This window comes from Streptomyces sp. P3 (assembly GCF_003032475.1).
Taxonomy (GTDB): domain Bacteria; phylum Actinomycetota; class Actinomycetes; order Streptomycetales; family Streptomycetaceae; genus Streptomyces.
The window spans coordinates 6,050,004-6,065,406 of sequence record NZ_CP028369.1 but is presented as its reverse complement, the minus strand read 5'-3'; the positions used below and the strand labels follow the sequence as shown (position 1 = coordinate 6,065,406).

The 15,403-nt window shown below is 72.1% G+C and carries 16 protein-coding genes and 1 pseudogene; 9 read left to right on the top strand and 8 right to left on the bottom strand.

Annotation, left to right across the window (positions count from 1 at the left end; genetic code table 11):
- Window positions 1-4 precede the first annotated feature (4 nt).
- Together C6376_RS26845 and C6376_RS26840 are read right to left on the bottom strand one after the other, a co-directional pair.
- Window positions 5-1,171, bottom strand: coding sequence for an ATP-binding protein (locus C6376_RS26845; protein ID WP_107445790.1), 1,167 nt, complete (start codon window positions 1,169-1,171; stop codon window positions 5-7).
- Between the two features lie 297 nt (window positions 1,172-1,468).
- Window positions 1,469-1,630, bottom strand: a pseudogene (locus C6376_RS26840) (winged helix-turn-helix transcriptional regulator); the annotation flags it as partial.
- Between the two features lie 105 nt (window positions 1,631-1,735).
- On the opposite strand from C6376_RS26840, the gene C6376_RS26835 reads away from it, so the two are divergent.
- Window positions 1,736-2,944, top strand: coding sequence for a T4 RnlA family RNA ligase (locus C6376_RS26835; RefSeq protein ID WP_107445788.1), 1,209 nt, complete (start codon window positions 1,736-1,738; stop codon window positions 2,942-2,944).
- A gap of 2 nt (window positions 2,945-2,946) precedes the next feature.
- Window positions 2,947-3,861 (top strand): AAA family ATPase, encoded by a 915-nt coding sequence (locus C6376_RS26830; protein ID WP_107445787.1) that lies wholly within the window; start codon window positions 2,947-2,949, stop codon window positions 3,859-3,861.
- Window positions 3,862-4,128: 267 nt separating this feature from the next.
- Here C6376_RS26830 and C6376_RS26825 read toward each other — a convergent pair whose 3' ends face one another.
- Entirely contained in the window at window positions 4,129-4,896 is a 768-nt protein-coding gene (locus tag C6376_RS26825) for an NPP1 family protein (RefSeq protein ID WP_107449210.1), read from the bottom strand.
- Between the two features lie 355 nt (window positions 4,897-5,251).
- On the opposite strand from C6376_RS26825, the gene C6376_RS26820 reads away from it, so the two are divergent.
- The 5 genes from C6376_RS26820 to C6376_RS26800 all read left to right on the top strand — a co-directional run bounded on the left by C6376_RS26820 (window position 5,252) and on the right by C6376_RS26800 (window position 8,424).
- Window positions 5,252-5,425: a hypothetical protein gene (locus tag C6376_RS26820; RefSeq protein WP_159083256.1), complete on the top strand. Its 174-nt coding sequence runs from the start codon at window positions 5,252-5,254 to the stop codon at window positions 5,423-5,425.
- A 7-nt stretch (window positions 5,426-5,432) separates the two neighbouring features.
- On the top strand, window positions 5,433-6,221 hold the full coding sequence (locus C6376_RS45460; protein WP_254076061.1) for a hypothetical protein: 789 nt from the start codon (window positions 5,433-5,435) through the stop codon (window positions 6,219-6,221).
- Entirely contained in the window at window positions 6,152-6,991 is an 840-nt protein-coding gene (locus C6376_RS26810) for a DUF1775 domain-containing protein (protein WP_254076060.1), read from the top strand. Before C6376_RS45460 ends, C6376_RS26810 begins: the two co-directional genes overlap by 70 nt.
- Window positions 6,992-7,204: 213 nt before the next feature.
- Window positions 7,205-7,669: a hypothetical protein gene (locus C6376_RS26805; RefSeq protein WP_159083255.1), complete on the top strand. Its 465-nt coding sequence runs from the start codon at window positions 7,205-7,207 to the stop codon at window positions 7,667-7,669.
- Between the two features lie 98 nt (window positions 7,670-7,767).
- Window positions 7,768-8,424, top strand: coding sequence for a DUF3105 domain-containing protein (locus tag C6376_RS26800; protein ID WP_107445782.1), 657 nt, complete (start codon window positions 7,768-7,770; stop codon window positions 8,422-8,424).
- Window positions 8,425-8,745: 321 nt separating this feature from the next.
- On the opposite strand, the gene C6376_RS26795 is transcribed toward C6376_RS26800, so the two are convergent.
- The gene (locus C6376_RS26795) at window positions 8,746-9,297 is read right to left on the bottom strand and encodes a snapalysin family zinc-dependent metalloprotease (RefSeq protein ID WP_254076059.1); all 552 of its coding nucleotides are present in this window, start codon (window positions 9,295-9,297) and stop codon (window positions 8,746-8,748) included.
- A 417-nt stretch (window positions 9,298-9,714) separates the two neighbouring features.
- Here C6376_RS26795 and C6376_RS26790 point away from each other — a divergent pair, with 417 nt between their 5' ends.
- Window positions 9,715-10,359, top strand: coding sequence for a hypothetical protein (locus C6376_RS26790; RefSeq protein ID WP_107445780.1), 645 nt, complete (start codon window positions 9,715-9,717; stop codon window positions 10,357-10,359).
- Here the strand turns inward: C6376_RS26790 and C6376_RS26785 are convergent.
- A complete protein-coding gene (locus C6376_RS26785) occupies window positions 10,353-10,856 on the bottom strand; it encodes a MarR family transcriptional regulator (RefSeq protein ID WP_107445779.1) in 504 nt (167 codons plus the stop codon). The two genes, C6376_RS26790 and C6376_RS26785, sit on opposite strands and share 7 nt — an antisense overlap.
- A gap of 98 nt (window positions 10,857-10,954) precedes the next feature.
- The gene (locus C6376_RS26780; RefSeq protein ID WP_107445778.1) at window positions 10,955-11,827 is read right to left on the bottom strand and encodes a DUF3626 domain-containing protein; all 873 of its coding nucleotides are present in this window, start codon (window positions 11,825-11,827) and stop codon (window positions 10,955-10,957) included.
- Window positions 11,828-12,072: 245 nt separating this feature from the next.
- On the opposite strand from C6376_RS26780, the gene C6376_RS26775 reads away from it, so the two are divergent.
- Window positions 12,073-13,842 (top strand): protein kinase, encoded by a 1,770-nt coding sequence (locus C6376_RS26775; RefSeq protein ID WP_301554705.1) that lies wholly within the window; start codon window positions 12,073-12,075, stop codon window positions 13,840-13,842.
- Between the two features lie 316 nt (window positions 13,843-14,158).
- On the opposite strand, the gene C6376_RS26770 is transcribed toward C6376_RS26775, so the two are convergent.
- Both C6376_RS26770 and C6376_RS26765 read right to left on the bottom strand, forming a co-directional pair.
- A complete protein-coding gene (locus C6376_RS26770) occupies window positions 14,159-14,569 on the bottom strand; it encodes a nuclear transport factor 2 family protein (protein WP_107445777.1) in 411 nt (136 codons plus the stop codon).
- A 1-nt stretch (window position 14,570) separates the two neighbouring features.
- Complete coding sequence (locus tag C6376_RS26765; RefSeq protein WP_107445776.1) at window positions 14,571-15,377, bottom strand: MBL fold metallo-hydrolase; 807 nt, start codon at window positions 15,375-15,377, stop codon at window positions 14,571-14,573.
- Window positions 15,378-15,403 lie beyond the last annotated feature (26 nt).

The following is a 15,403-nucleotide window of genomic DNA, read 5'->3' as shown; positions in this document are numbered from 1 at the left end:
CTCCTCAGTCCCGGTCGGCGCTCCGGTTGATGCGGTCGACGATCCGCGCGGCGTCCTCCGGGTGCGCGTCCAGCCAGGTGCCGACATGATCCCGGACGGCCTCGCGGACGCAGGCACGCACCTCCGTGCCGCCCAGGAGAGTGCGCGTGGCACCGAGGAATTCGGGATGGTCCAGCTTCACCGACACGACGGCCGTGACGCCGTCCCAGATGCCGTCGGCTCCGACGTCGGCGGCGACCGCCGTCAGCAGCCCGCGAGCGCGCCCGTACGCCGTGACCGCGGTCGCCAGCCCGTCCCGGAAGCCGTCGAGATGCGCGCCGCCCTCGAAAGTGGGCCGGCTGTTGGCGAAGCCGCGCACCCGGTCCTCGCCGGAACCCTGCCACACCAGGGCCACCTCCATGGCCCCCGCCATCCGCGGGTCCTCCCGCTCGAAGGCGACGACGTCCGCGGCGACGGCCCCGCCGGTCTCCGCGTGGAGGGCGGCCACGAAGTCCCGTACCCCGTCCGGGAAGCAGAACCGCACTTTCCGCGCTCCTCCGTCCGGACGCCGGTCGGCCAGCGAGATCTCCAGGCCGCGGGAGAGGAAGGCCACCTGCCGCAGGCGCTCCGCCAGGACGGCGAACGAGCACCGGGTCGTCTCGAAGATCTCGGTGTCGGGCCAGAAGGCGATGGTCGTGCCGGTCGTGGTCGTGGATCCCACGGCGACGGGCGGAGTGAGGGCGACACCACGGGCGTACTCCTGGGCTCGGCGCACCCCCTCACACCGCACTTCGGCAGTGAGCCGGCTCGACAGGGCGTTGGCGACCATCAGGCCCACGTGGAAATACCCCACGTCCGCGACGTGGCGGCCGGCGGGCCCCGGCCCGGCCGGAAAACCGGTCAGTAGCGCTTCCAGGCCCGGGCCGTCGGCATCCGCGTCGCCCTCGAAGGGAACACCCGGCCCGTCGTCCGCCACGAGCACACCCCCGTCGGGAGTGAGGGTGACATCGACGCGGCCGCCGCCGGTGGCAAGGACCGCGTTCACGGCCCGGCCCACCACCTCGAACACCATCTGGTGCAGGCCGCGTTCGGCGGTCGAGCCCACGTACATGCCGGGCCGCTTCCGCACGGCCTCCACCCCCTCGAGCACCTTGATGCAGGCAGCGTCGTACCTCAGGTCTTTCCCACTCATCAGGGCCCCCTCCGCGACTGTCCGACAGACGTCCCCAGCCTACGAGATCTCCGGAGAAACACCAGGTCGGAGCCACTTTCACCAAGCCGCAGGCGGCCGGACGGAGCCCTGTCAGAAGGTGAGCGACCCGGACAGAGCGCAGCGCGCCCAAAACGTGTCCCGGAACCCGTGGAAGGCCCTCAGGACCCTTTCCCGATCCCGGCCGAGGGCACCGATTCCACCAGTGGCCGGCCGTCCAGCGGCAGAGAACCCGAAACGCCGGTCATGACTGCCAACGAGCAGCCGGGGCAGGCGACTTCACATCCGGACGACCCCGTCCGCCGCGTCCTGCGTCGCGCGAGAGGCCGTCCGCTCGCGACCCCGGACGGCCAGTGGCCGGAGTGCGTCGTTGAGGCGTCTGCCGTCCTCGGTCAGTGAGTACTCGACGCGGGGCGGCACCTCGTCGTGGGAGACGCGCTGAAAAGCGGCGGCGCGTGCCCGCCCGCGCCGCGTCCGGAGCTAAATCGGCTGTTCACCGGCCCTCCCTTCGCGTGACAATCAGGGATCAGCAAGGGGAGGAACACCATGAGCCAGGTCAACCTGACTCTTCACGAGCTGCTGCCACCGCAGGAGTTGGCGGCCGCGCTCGACGCGGGGCACGTCACGCGCAAGCCGCACCCGGAACTGCCGCTGTCCATCTACACGTACACGCGGGTGTGCCAGTACGAGCGGGTGTGGAACCGGGTGACGACCCGCTGTCGCGGTCTGGTCGCCGACGACGTCACCGGTGAGATCGTGGCGCTGCCGCTGCCCAAGTTCTTCAACGTGGGTGAGCACGAGGCCCGTCAGCCGTATGCGCCCGAGCTCCCGGACGAGCCGTTCGAGGTGTACGAGAAGGTCGACGGCAGTCTGGCGGTGGTCTTCCACTACGCCGGCCGGTGGCGGGTCGCGTCCAAGGGCTCGTTCATCAGCACCCAGGCGACGTGGGCACAGCGTCTGCTCGACGGGAAGGACACCTGCGGCCTGGTCCCCGGGGTGACCTACCTGGCCGAGATCCTCTACCCGCAGAACCGGATCGTCGTCGACTACGGCGAGCGCCGTGACCTGGTGCTGTTGGCCGCTTACGCCAAGGACGGCACGGAAGTCGCGCTGTCCGAGGCCGCGACGCACTGGGGTGACATAGGTTCGGTGGTCACCGTGTGGCCCGCCATGCCGCTCGACGAACTGCTGGCCCTGACCGAGGGCAACCGGCTCCCCGGCGGCCGGGCGGCCACCGGCACCGAGGCCGAGGGGTTCGTGCTGCGCTTCGCCTCCGGTGTACGGGCCAAGGCCAAGCTGACCGAGTACGTCCGGCTCCACAAGGTGCTCACCGGCGTGACCGAACGGGACGTCTGGCGTGGTCACGGCGTCCAGCGGTTCGCGGGGCTGCCCGCCAAGCAGGTGGCGCAGGCGCTCGGCTGTTCGGCCGAGGACGTCACCGCGTCCGGGGGCCGGCCGCTGGACGCGCTGCTGGAGCAGGTGCCCGACGAGTTCGACGCCTGGGTGCGCGGTGTCATCGCGGGAATCGAGAAGCAGGTGGCCGACCGCGAGCAGGCGATCGAGGAGGCGTTCCGGTCCCTCGCCCCGCTCGCCGGCGACCGGGGGGCCTTCGCCCGCGCGGTGAGCGCACTGCCCGACGCGGCGCTGCGCCCCGCGATGTTCCTGCGCCTGGACGGGCGCCCGACCGAGCTCGTGACGTACCGTTCCACCCGGCCGGAGGCATCCGACCCGTTCAAGACCGACGAGGAGAACTGACCGTGCCCGTAGTACACGTCATGACGGGGCTTCCGGCCTCGGGGAAGACGACCGCCGCGCGCCGGATGCAGGCGGAGACCGAGGGCCGGATGCGTCGCGTCAACCTCGACGATCTGCGGATGATGCTCGACGTCCCGGCGCCCGAGCGCGGCCGGTCGCACGCGCATGAGCAGACGGTGCTGGCGATCCAGGACGCGGCGGTGCGCGCGGCCGTCGACGGCGGTTTCGACGTCGTGGTGGACAACACGCACATGACGCCGCACATACCGAAGCGGCTGAAGGCGGCCGTGGCGGGACAGGCCACCTTCGTCGTGCACGACTTCACCGACGTGCCGGTGGAGGAGTGCATCCGGCGCGACGCCGAGCGGGAGCGGGCGGTCGGCGAGGAGATCATCCGCCTCCTCGCCCACAAGCACGGCGTGGCCAGGCGGGGCGGCTGGCGGCTCACCGCGGAGTGGCTCAACGACGAGCCGTCCGTCGAGCCGTACATCGCGGACCCGGCCCTCCCCTCGGCCGTCATGTGCGACATCGACGGCACGCTCGCCCTGCGGGGCGCGCGGGGTCCGTTCGACTTCACCCGCTGCGAGGAAGACCTGCTCAACGTGTCGGTGCGCGATGCGCTGCGCTCCTTCCGGGGCGCCGACGGCGATGTCGTCGTCCTGCTCTCGGGGCGCGGTGAGGAGCACCGTGAGCGGACGCAGGCGTGGCTGCGGACGCACGAGGTCCCGTACGACGAGCTGTGGATGCGGGCCGCGGGTGACGGCCGCCGCGACGACGTGGTGAAGGCGGAGCTGTTCAACCGGCACGTGCGTCACCGCTTCGCGGTGCGGATCTCGCTCGACGACCGGGATCGCGTCGTCGCGGTGTGGCGCCGGATGGGCCTGCCGACCTGGCAGGTCAACTACGGCAGCTTCTGACCGTCGGCGGGTGGTCGTCCGCAGCACCACCTGCGGCTCTGCGCGGCCCTCGCGTGCGCCGGGATGCACGGCGGCCTCCGTCGTGCACGGCGGCAACTGCTCCGCATGACCGCGGTGTTGTGCCTGGTGGCGTCCGCCTCGCACGGCGACCTCCGCGCCGGATCAGCCGCCCCCGTGTGTGTGGGGGGCGGCTGATCGACACGTCAGCGCCGGGCCGGGGATCGGGGGCCGCTGCGAGGAGTTCGTCGGGGCCGCGCCTTGTGGGCGTCAGGCGTACGGGGCGAAGGGGATCCCGGACGGCTTGGCCTTGTTGAGCGTGTCGTTGAACTTGGAGTCCTGGAGGGGGAGGTTGGCGTCCCCCCAGTCCGAGCCGTTCAGGGTGTTGCGCAGGTTGGGCGCCAGGTTGTCCCAGGTGAGCAGGTTCTCCTGGTGCCAGGCGCCGGTGTCGTTCTCGGCCGTCTCGCCCCACTGGGCGAAGCGGAAGGCGTGGGTGCTGGCGCCGTCCTTGTGGTAGACGGCCATGACGCGCTGGCCGCTCATCGGGACGTCGGCGATCGGATGGGTGCTGAACCCGCCGTGCCGGGAGGCTGACAGGTACGACGGCGTGTTCGCGCCCTGGACGACCCAGACGACCATGCACTCCCAGTCGTGGCGGTGGCCGATGCCGGGCGACGCCTCGTCCTTCTCGAAGTAGCTGGCGTAGATGATCCCGCACCAGCCGTTGTTGCACTTGGCCCGCGAGTAGGTGTTGGCATGGTCGAGGTGACCGCCGCGGCACTGGCCGGTGATGGAGCCGGTCGGCTTCAGGCCGCCGTTGAGGTTGCCGGCCGGGTCGATGGCGGCGGCCGGGTAGCAGGAGTCCGTGTCGTAGTCGTACACGGGCTCGAAGTACGTCTGGAACGCCGTGGCGTTCTCGGGCAGGTTCTGCAGCACGCCGGCGGAGGCGCTGCCCGACAGGGTGACGGTGAGCGCGAGGGCGCTGCCCGCGACGGTCGTGGTTCTGACGAGCCGGGAGGTCCTGCTGGTTCGAGGCATGGGGGATCCCATCGGCGGTTCGGTGGTTGCGGACATGACATCCGCGGTGTGCAGGAAGAGAGTGGCAAGCCGAAAGGGAGAGGGAAGGGCTTTCCCGGAAACTCGTGGGGGCCGTTCGACGAACTGATCAACGCCCACCGGACGTTCCGAGGCGGGTTGCCCGCCCGCGGTCGTGCCCGGTCGTCCTCGGCCGTCCTCGGCCGCTTGCGGTCTCGGTCGCCATCGCTGCCGCCGGGACCACGTCCGCGTCGCTGCGGCCGGGACCCGTCCGCGGGACCGCGCGCCTCGACCCGCGGATCGCGTCCTGGGATCCACCCAGGTGAACGGGCCCGCCCGATCCGCCGTATACGTCGAGGTGAACGCACGTGCCGGCCGCAGGGTCGCCGACGACGGACGACCGACCGCCCCACATCCGCTGCGGGTCATGGTCGGCGTGCGGTGCGCGCTGCGGCGCGCGGCCCGGATCTCCGGCGGCGACCACGACCACGCGCCCGGTCGTCGGAGGATGATGGGCGACCGTGCCGGCTGATCACGTGATGGGAGACCACCGACGCGCCGGAGCGGAGCGGGCCGGCCGCGCGGGGACCTGCGCGCGGGCCGCACTGTTCGCAGCGCTCGGCACCCTCGTCGCGGCCTTCGGCCACCACGCGATCGCCGAAGGCACGGTGCCCTGGCGGCTGGTGACCGTTTTGACCGTGGCGCAGTTCTCGGCGGTCTGGCCGCTCGCGCGACGCCGCTGCACCCCGGTCGCCACCGTCGCCGTCACGCTGGCGACGCAGGGCGTGCTGCACTTCGCGTTGTCCCGCGCGGACGGCGACGTGCCGATGGCCCGGACCCGGCATGCCTCGCACGCCGGGCACATGACCGCGGTCGGTGAGGGCCACTCCTGGCATCACGCCGGAGCGGCGATGACCGTGCTGCACACGACTGCCGCTCTGGTCGTGGCATGGCTGCTGCATCGGGCGGACAGCCGGATGAGGGCGGCGCTCGACACGCTCCGCACCCTCGCCGGGGCTGCCGCGGCGACGCTGGCCCCGGTGTGGCCGCGGGCCGTCACCGATCCCGACCGGCCGGATCCCCGGCTGCCCCGTCGACGGTCCGGCGTGTTCTTCGAAGCGACTTCACAGGCACGGGAGTTGGTACTGGAGCACGCGGTGGTGCGCAGGGGACCACCAGGGCTGGGACGCCTTCCGGTTCCCCACCGGCCCCGGGTCTCTACGGGGCCGCACCCACCCGTGTCACCAAGGAGTTCCCTGTGCCCCTCCCCACCCGTCCGCCGGCGTGTGCCGGCCGTCGTCTCGTCCTCGCCGGCGCCATCGCGCTGACGGCCACCCTCGCCCTGGCCGCCCCGGCCGCCGCGCACGCGGAGGTCGAGGCCGACAAGCCCCAGGCCCTGGCGGAGAACGTCACCCTGAGTTTCGTCTCCGAGGCCGAGTCCGCCTCAGCGGGCTTCACGAACCTGCGTGTCGTCCTGCCCGAGGGAATCGCCCCCGCAGACATCGCCCTCGACGAGGGTCCCAAGGGCTGGAAGCTGACCGCGGCCGCGGACGGCTACACCCTCGCGGGCCCGGCGCTGAAAACCGGTGTCGACGCCGAGTACAGGATCAGGGTCCGGCAGTTGCCGGACGTGAAGGAGCTCGTGTTCAAGACCGTCGAGACCTACAGCGACGGTGAGGTCTCCCGCTGGATCGAGCTGCCCACCGGCGGCAAGGAGCCCGAGCAGCCCGCGCCGGTCCTGAAACTCAAGGCCGCGGCCCCGGGCGCCAAGCCGGTCGCCGCGAGCCCGACGGCGACGCCGAGCCCGACTCCCAGTACGGCCGCCCCCACTTCCTCCACCACGGCCGGTGTGCCGGACGCCACGCCGACCGGCGACGCCGCGGCCGGCGACGAGGACGACGGCATGTCCACCAGCGCCCTCGTCGCGGTGATCGTGGCCGCCCTCCTCGTGGTGGGCGGCGGCGGGGCCTGGTGGCTGGTCAAGCGCGGCTCCTCCGGCTCCTCCGGTCCCACCGACTCCTCCGATCCCTCCGACTCCGCGGACTCTTCCCGCGCCTCCGGCTCCTCCGGCTCCTCCGGCTCCTCCAGCGAGAGCTGACGCTGCATCGTCGGCGGCGGGGTGGAGCGCTGACCGCCTCACCCCGCCGCCCGCTGCGTGATGCGTGCGAGGCGGCACGCGGCGCGGACGGCCACCGAGGTTCCCCTCGTGGTCGACGAGGCCGTCCCGTCATCCGCGGGCCCCTGTCCGTCAGGCCCTGTCCATCAGGCCCCGTCCGTCGGTATCTGCGCCGGCACCGCTAGCATCGCCGTGATGAACAGCCGGACCCAGCACAGACGTTGTGGCGCCTGGGCGACCTCACCCGTCGCGGCGCTCTGCGTCGCCGTGCTGGGGATGCTGCTCATCGCGGTGGCCATGTGCCCGGGCTCCACCACCCACACCCCCGCCGGCCCGCAGGCAGTCACCGCAGCCACCGCCGTGACCGCCGCGCGCCCTGTCACCGCCACGACCACCGAGCAGGCACCGGCGGACGGCCGGTCCGCCACGCACCACGCGATCACGTCGGCGCATCCGGGAGACTGCCACTCCGGCGACGGATGCTGCGCCCGCTCAGCGCACGGCGGGCCCGCCGTGGTCCCCGCGGCGCCCCAGCCGTTGCCGGTCGTCCTGCCGTGCTCGCCGGCTCCCGTCCGTCCGACGGTCACCGCCCACGCCTGCGGTCTGCCGCCTGCCCGGAGCGCCCCCGATCTCCACGTCCTCAAAGTGCAGCGGATCTAGACGGACGACGCCCGCGCCCCTCAGCGCACCGGCGTCCATTTCTGTCCATCCCTTCCCTGCACCCACCGCCGCACGGCGGAGACGAGGACGACCCAGTCATGAGCAAGACCAGCAAGAAGGCCGCCGCCGCATCCCGCAAGGACCGCATCGAGGAGATGCGCCGCACCGAGAGAGCCCGCGAGCGCCGCAACCGCATCCTCACCGTCACCCTCAGCAGCGTCGTCGTCGCCGCTCTCGTCGGCTGGGGCGCGTATGCCATCGACGACGCGAACGATCGGGAGGAGCAGAAGGCCGCCGCCGCGGAGAAGCCGGTGCCCGGTGAGAAGACCTGGGACACCAAGAAGCTCGGCCGCAACCACGTCGCCAACGCCGTCAGGTACCCGATGCAGCCTCCCGTGGGCGGCGACCACCACCAGGCGTGGATGACGTGCGACGGCACGGTCTACACCCGGGCCGTAGCGAACGAGAACGCCGTCCACTCACTCGAACACGGCGCCGTCTGGGTCACGTACAACGAGAAAGCCGCCGACGCCGACGTCAAGGCCCTTGCCGACAGGGTCGACAGGACGCCGTACACGCTCATGAGCCCCGACAAGAACCAGACCGGGACGATCACCCTGTCCGCCTGGGGCCGTCAACTCACCGTCGAGAAGGCCTCCGACGCCCGGGTCGAGCAGTTCCTCGTCAAGTACGTCCAGGGCGCGCAGACCCCCGAGCCCGGGGCCGCCTGCACCGGCGGGCTCACCGCCTCCTGACCGACCCTCTCGCCGAGTTCGCCACCGTGTCCGCGCTCCCCGGGCTCTCCGGGCAGCGCGGCGCGGGCGCAGTGCGGCAGTTGTCGCGTCACGGCCCGCGTGGCGGGCGGCCGTCCGGTCCGCGGCGAACTCCTTCGAAGCCGGCCAGCAGCACGAGGCAGTGGACAGCGCGCAGTCGCAACGTCATCGGAAGAGAACCCTGCACAGGCTCGGCCGTCCCGGACGGGTGCCCCCGTGCTCGCGGATCCTACCCTCGGCTCACCGCACAGGCCGGCTCACCGTACAGGTCCGCCGGGGCGGCCGGCGGACGAGCAGCCGCTCCTACCGTGCGGGAAGTCCTGACCCCCACCACGGGACCCGGTCGCCGACGTCGTTCGCGGCGAAGAAGTCCGTGACGGCGGCCCTCTCCGCGTCGTCGGGCCGTACGTTGACGCAGTCCGATCCCGCCCAGCCGCCCGACATCACCTTGGAGCAGGGGCTGCCCGGGCCCAGGTCGGGAAGCGACAGGATGTGTCCCAGCTCGTGGACGACGATGCGCGAGGGCTTGTACAACTGGGCGTCCCCCACCTCCAGGTACACCCAACCCCGTCCCGCGCCCTTGATGTTGACGTGGGACTGGACGCCCCTGGCCGTCTTGTACTCCATGACGCGCAGTGCCGCCGGAGTGTCCTGCTCGACGAACCTGATCGTCGGGACGGCCGTGTTCCAGATCGCGATTGCCTCGCGGGCCGCGTCGGTGTACGAGCCGGCGAGCAGCAGGTCGATCGGAATGACCTCCGGCGCCGGGTCGGCCGCGGCGGCCGGTGTGCTGACACCCAGCAGGGCACCGCAGGCCAGGGCTGCGGTCGGTAACAGGTTCCGTACTCGGGCCACAGAAGACGCCTCCATCGCATTGACGAAAATCAGTGCAGGCTAATGGCTTCGCCTGGCGCCATCAACGTCGCTTTCCGGCCCATTCCTCGAGTCACCGCCGTCGCGTCGCGGACGGCGTTCACAGCCGGCCGCCTGCACGGCGCGCCTGAACCGGGCAAGACAGGCCGACTCGACAGCGCTATCCGTGGCCGGCTCCGCCGGTGTCGGGTGCGTGCGCGGGCGCGCGGGTGTGGGCAGTGTGCAGCTACGGGCAGTGCACGGCTGCGGGTGCGCGGGCGCGGGCGGCAGGGATCCTGCCGCTCCGGCACCACTCTTCTGCCCCCTACCGGGTGGCTCCGCCCGACCGTGCCGGGCACGATGAAGCCGCGTGACCGAAAGGCGTGAACGGCAGGAAACCTTGACGAAGGGTCCGACCTGATGAACGACGGTGCGTCCGGCGTGAGGGCAAGACCGCTGCGGAGGCGCCTCGCTTCCACCGTCGCCGGTCTGCTGGTGACGGCGGCCGGTGCGACGACGTTGGTGTCGTGCGGCAGCGGCGACGGTGACGACGGTGGCGCTTCCTTCACTCCGCGCCCCTCCGCTCCTGACACTGCGTCCTTCTCCGGTGCCGCGCCGTCCGCACTCGGCTCGCTCGGCGCGTCCGTCAAGGAGTCAGCCCGCTCTGCCGCCTCCGCCGCCGCCTCCTCCGCCTCGGCGCGCGCCTCGGAGTTCGAGGCGTCGGTGTCCGCGGAGGTCGCGCGCGCGAACCAGGCCGCCGAGAAGAAACTGAAGAACCTCGAAGGCCGGGGCAACGCGACTGCGGACGTCTCCCTCACCGGAAAGCCGCGCGCCGAGGCGGGCGGCCTGCTCGCCGTCATCGTGAACATCGCCAACAGCACGGACGAGGCGGCGTCCTACGCCGTCCAGATCGATTTCCGCGACGCCGACGGCAAGGTCGTCGAAACGCGCTTCGTCGGCGCGGACGACCTCGCGCCAGGCGCCCGGGCCCATCCCCTCGCCATCAGCCGCAAGCCGCCCCAGCCGCCACTGACCGCCGAGGTCGCCAAGGCGCAGCGCTACTGAGCACCCCGGGCGCTCCGGCCCCGGCGCTCGCCGTTCGGCCCTTCTGCGCTCAATGCCGCGTGCTGCGCGTCGGCGCGCTCGGCGACGAGGGTGAGGACACGGCCGGCCGCGGCCAGATCCTCGGCGGGTATCCCGCCCCAGATCCGGGCCGTGAGGGGGGCGGTCTCCGACCCGATCACGGTGAGGAGGTCGCGCCCCTCGGCCGTGGGACGAAGGTGCGCACCGTCCACGACGAGCAGCTGGCCGGCCAGCAACTCGCCGAGAGCGGCCCGGATGTCGGCCGGATCGGCCTTGAGAGAGGCACAGACCTGGGCCACGAGATCGTCGGGGCTCCGCGGGGTGTCGGCGGTGACCGCCGCGCGCAGGACGATCTGCTGGAACGTGATGCCGTGGCGGGACAGGACGTGCTCCAGGACACCGCGCGCGGCGTAGTGGGCCAGCCCGAGAGCGCGGGCGTCGGCGACCGGGCCGGTGGCGCCGGATTCGGCGGTGGTCATGGTTGTTCTCCCCTGGATGCTGTCGTCGGTCGGTCGGGAACGGAGCGCCTCCACAGCAAAAGAGTACATGGCATCTATATCCATGGCTACTATCTGCCTCACTTCGCCGATCCGCCCGCGTCCTTCGTCCGCGTCCGGGGAGCGCCGAAGCGCGCCAGGCAGTGCCACACCTTCTTGACCGCCTGAGGATCGTGGCGGCCGTCGCGTGCCGCGTCTCCCACGATGCGCGGGTCGAGCACGCCGTCGACGGCGATCCGCGCGCCCAGGTCGACATACTCCTGACCGCGGTAGCCGGGGTGCCGCCGCAGTTCCTCGACCTGGAGACGGAATCCGGAGTGCCACTCGACGGGGCAGCCGAGGCGCATGGCCGCGGCCTCGACGGCCGTGCCCCGATAGCACGCGTCCAGGACCAGAGCCTCCACATCGCGGTCCAGCCGGACCGGTCCGTGCACCTGGGCCTCGATGTAGTCGTCGAGGTCGTCCTGACGGTCGGCCAGGGCGAGTGCGATCAGCTTCATTCGGGCGGAGACACCGAAGTCCGACGGTTCGAAGAAGCTGTCCGGATAGCAGAACGTGGTGCGCGTCGCCGTCCGGCCCGTCAGCCGGAAGTGCGCGGAGCCGAAGCGCGGCGCCCCGCCGACCGGCTTCCGGCGGAAGTTCAACGCCCCGTAGACGGGCCTGTCATGAGCAGGCGCCGCGTCGTACGCTCCGTCGAAGATCCGGCTCTCCCAGGCCCACCTGTCGCCGCCGGGGTGCGCGGTCAGCCCGCCGTTTCCGGTCCCCGTGACGAACTGCGAGCGGTACAGGCCGTCCTCGGCCAGCGCCTCCATCGTCAGCCTGTCGTGGAAGAGACGGTCGGGATGGAAGTTCAGCGTCACTCGTAGCGTCGGGTCCATCGGCGGGCCGGACGCCAGTGCGGCGACATGACACAGAGCCCGCTCCTGAGGGGTCTGCGAGACTTCGGAGATCATCCGCGCAGTGTCTCCTGGGCCGGTCCACGTGCGCACATGGATTCCGCCGCGGGGCAGGCGCCGCTCGCGAGGGGCCGCTCGCCACGCGCCGACACGGCACGCATTCCCTCCGGCGGACCGGAGGGGCCTCCTCCGGTGCCGTGGCACAGAAGTGCCCGATTCGCTGAACCAGCGCGCAGGCTGGGCTAGCCTCGTGTTCCACGGGGGCGAACTAGCGTTCATCGAAAGAAACTTCGGGGGAATTCTTGTCGGGACAGCGACCGGGACCTGCTGACGATGCGGCGGCCACGCTGCGGCAGACCGGTGCCTCACCACTGCGGCTCGGCGATCCCGGGCGCGTCGGCCCGTACACGCCGGTGGCACTGTTAGGCAGTGGCGGCATGGGACGGGTCTACCTGGCCCGCCCCAGGGACGAGAGTCCTGGACTGGTCGCGCTGAAGGTGATCAGGCCGGAGTACGCGGAGGACCCGAGCTTTCGGCGCCGGTTCGAACGGGAGGCGTCGGTGCACGCCCGGCTTCGGACGCGGTATACGCCGCGGCTGTGCGGTACCGGCTTCGAGGACGAACTTCTGTGGATGGCCACGGAGTACCTTCCCGGCTTCGACCTGGCGGAAGCCGTACGGGAGGACGGCACCCTGGAGACGGCCGCGGTCTGGCGTCTGGTGGGGGACCTGGGCCGGGCACTCGCCGGGCTCGCCGTCGAGGGGATCGTGCACCGGGACCTCAAGCCGTCCAACGTGCTGCTGTCCGTCCGGGGCGCGCACGTGATCGACTTCGGCATCTCCAAGGCCGCCGACGCGAGTGCGATCACCGGTACGGGCAACCGCGTGGGCACACCGGCCTACATGTCGCCGGAGCACCTGAGGGAGGGCCGCTCCGACACGGCTTCGGACGTGTTCTCGCTCGCCGGGACGCTGGCCTACGCGGTGACGGGCCGGGCCCCGTTCGGCGACGGCACCGGCGTCGACGTGATGCACCGGGTGGCGTTCGAGGAACCCCACCCCGAGGTGATCGGTGAGATCTCCGCGGCGGACCCGGAGCTCGGCGCGCTGCTGACCGCCTGTCTGGCCAAGGAGCCCGTGCAGCGGCCCACCCCGCAGCAGCTGATCGCCGCGGCCGAGAGCCACGCCGTGCCGTCCGCCGTGCCGTCCGACTGGCCGGAGCCGCTGAACGCCAAGGTGCAGGCCCGGCAGCGGGCGTACGAGACGCTGCTCCGCCTGCCGGTCGCCGGCACGCCCCGGCTCCGGTCGGCAGGTGACCCGCCCGCGGTCCTCGCCGCACGGACGCCCGAGCCCGTGCCGCCCGTCGTGTCCCCGCGGGCGGCCGAGAGCGAGCCGGCCGAGACACCGTCGGGGCGGTCGGGACGGGCACAGATCCCCGCCCGGAACCGGCGCAAGCCGCTGCTGATCGCCGCCGCGGCCCTCTCGACCTGTGCCGTGGGCGCTGCGGCCTTGATGCTCACCGGTCAGGACCCTCCCACCACCGCCGCTCCGGAACCCGGTGTCACGAGGGCCGTCGACGCCGGATCCGGTGACGTCTCCACGGTGCCGGTCTCCCCGAGCGCGAGCGTTCACGCCCGCCCCGACGTGGACGGCGCAGCCGTCGAGAACCGCGGCGGCTCGACCGGAACCACCGCCCCCGGCGTCGGGCCGTCGGCCTCCCCCGCCGGCCGGCCCGTCAACGCCTCCGCTCCCGGAACGGCACCGGACGGTTCCCCCTCCGCCACGCCACCCACCGCCGACCCGTCCGCCGTGACCGACACGGCGCCCTGGCTCTCCGAGTGCACGTACTACTCCGGCAAGGCACGCACCCGCCTCGGCGACACGGGCAAACGCGTGCAACAGGTTCAGTGCATGCTGTCCAAGCGCGGGTACAGCGAGGGAGGCACCGACGCGGACGGCGAGTTCGGGGACGGTACGCGGGCCGCGGTCCAGAGCTTCCAGAGCGACCGGGGGCTCAAGGCCAACGGCGTCGTGCGACCCGACACCTGGACCGCGCTGCGCACCACCGAGTGACGGAGCCCCGCCGAAGCGGCCGGGAGCAGCCAGGCCCGACGTCCGTCCGCCACGGCGGAGCGACTCGTCCTCATGTGGCGGGCGGCACACAGTGCGACGCGACCACGTACCACAGCCGGCCCTCTCCTCCGTGAACGGCGACACCAGCAGTCTCGCCGCCCGGGGTTCTCCCCGGCCGGGGTTCCCCCCGGCCGGGAGACCCTCAGGTGCGGCCCACAGGCCGCGACGCGGTGCGGTGCGCTGCGACGCGGTGCGCTGCGACGTTGGGGTGGTGGGGTGGTGGTCGGGATGTGGTGGGGCGGACGGGTGGACGGGTCTAGCCGGTCATCGCGTCGCGGACGAGCGCGGTGTCGACGAACTGCTCGAAGCGGACGATGAGTCCGCCGCGCACGACGAAGTGGTGCGCCACCCGGACGTCGATCGGCTTGCCGGTGGCGTTGTTGACGGCGGTGTAGCGGGCCAGGACGACCACGTTCTCGCCGTCGACGACGTAGGTGTCGTCGTGGGCGGTCCAGCCCGTCCAGTCCTTGCCGAGCTGTTCCATCACGTTGGCGGTGACGCCGTCGGGAGTGCGGTAGGTGCCGGCGAGGGGGAAGCCGGCCATCTCCGTCCACTCGACGTCCGGCGCGAGGGTGGCCCGAAGTGCTGTGAGGTCACCTGCCGCGGAGGCCAGGTACTGGCGTCGTACGACGTCGCCGGGGGCCGCGGAGGTCGCGAACTCGCTCATGTCAGCCCCACTTCATTTCGCCCTTGGCGACCTTCGCGCCGATCTGCGCGGCAATCAGCATCCCGTTGTCCGGGTAGCGCTTGACCAGCGCCTCGGTCAGGGCGGCGCCGTCGGCGGCCTTGCCGAGCTCCTCCTCGAAGGCGAGCAGGTAGTCGCGGGTCGCGGTGATGGCGGTCGCGTCCGCCGCCGCGCCGGGCAGGCGGTGACCGGGGACGACCAGTTCCGGGTTCAGGGCGGCCATCTCGCCGAGCAGGTCGATCCACGCGGCGCGGTCTTCGGGGGTGGGAGTGTCGGCGACCCAGACGTGCTCCTGCTGGAAGAGCAGGACGCCGCCGAGCAGGGCACGGTGCTCGGCCTGCCACAGGTAGTGGCGGTCCGGCAACGCGGCCGGGCCGCCCTTGAGTTCGAAGGTGTGGCCTTCCAGGGTGAGGTCCCCGGTGAGGGGCTCGAGGTCCACCAGGCGGGTGGGCAGGTTGGGGCCGAGCGCCGCCCACGCCTTGAGCTTGCCCTCGTAGGAGTGCTGGATGTGCTCGATGACGAGCGGGGTGGCGACGAACGTCGCGTCCGGGAAGGCGTCGGCAAGAACCTCTGCGCCGAAGTAGAAGTCGGGGTCGGCGTGGCTGACGAAGACGGTGGTCAACTGCTTGCCGGAGTCGAGGATCCCGGCGGCCAGGCGGTGCCCGTCGGCGCGGGTGAAGGCGGCGTCGACCAGCAGCGCCTCGGTCTCGCCTGTGACGAGGGTGGCGGTCTTGTTCTTGCTGCCGGCGGGGAAGTCCAGGTCGAGGATCTTGAAGTTGAGCGTGCTCATGGCGGTTCCTTCGGGGGGGGTGATCA

Coding starts and splice junctions, on each gene's coding strand:
- C6376_RS26790 (WP_107445780.1), top strand. CDS start 9,715: ATGAACGACGGTGCGTCCGGCGTGAGGGCAAGACCGCTGCGGAGGCGC.
- C6376_RS26800 (WP_107445782.1), top strand. CDS start 7,768: ATGAGCAAGACCAGCAAGAAGGCCGCCGCCGCATCCCGCAAGGACCGC.
- C6376_RS26825 (WP_107449210.1), bottom strand. CDS start 4,896: ATGCCTCGAACCAGCAGGACCTCCCGGCTCGTCAGAACCACGACCGTC.
- C6376_RS26770 (WP_107445777.1), bottom strand. CDS start 14,569: ATGAGCGAGTTCGCGACCTCCGCGGCCCCCGGCGACGTCGTACGACGC.
- C6376_RS26785 (WP_107445779.1), bottom strand. CDS start 10,856: ATGACCACCGCCGAATCCGGCGCCACCGGCCCGGTCGCCGACGCCCGC.
- C6376_RS26835 (WP_107445788.1), top strand. CDS start 1,736: ATGAGCCAGGTCAACCTGACTCTTCACGAGCTGCTGCCACCGCAGGAG.
- C6376_RS26805 (WP_159083255.1), top strand. CDS start 7,205: ATGAACAGCCGGACCCAGCACAGACGTTGTGGCGCCTGGGCGACCTCA.
- C6376_RS45460 (WP_254076061.1), top strand. CDS start 5,433: ATGGGAGACCACCGACGCGCCGGAGCGGAGCGGGCCGGCCGCGCGGGG.
- C6376_RS26845 (WP_107445790.1), bottom strand. CDS start 1,171: ATGAGTGGGAAAGACCTGAGGTACGACGCTGCCTGCATCAAGGTGCTC.
- C6376_RS26765 (WP_107445776.1), bottom strand. CDS start 15,377: ATGAGCACGCTCAACTTCAAGATCCTCGACCTGGACTTCCCCGCCGGC.
- C6376_RS26780 (WP_107445778.1), bottom strand. CDS start 11,827: ATGATCTCCGAAGTCTCGCAGACCCCTCAGGAGCGGGCTCTGTGTCAT.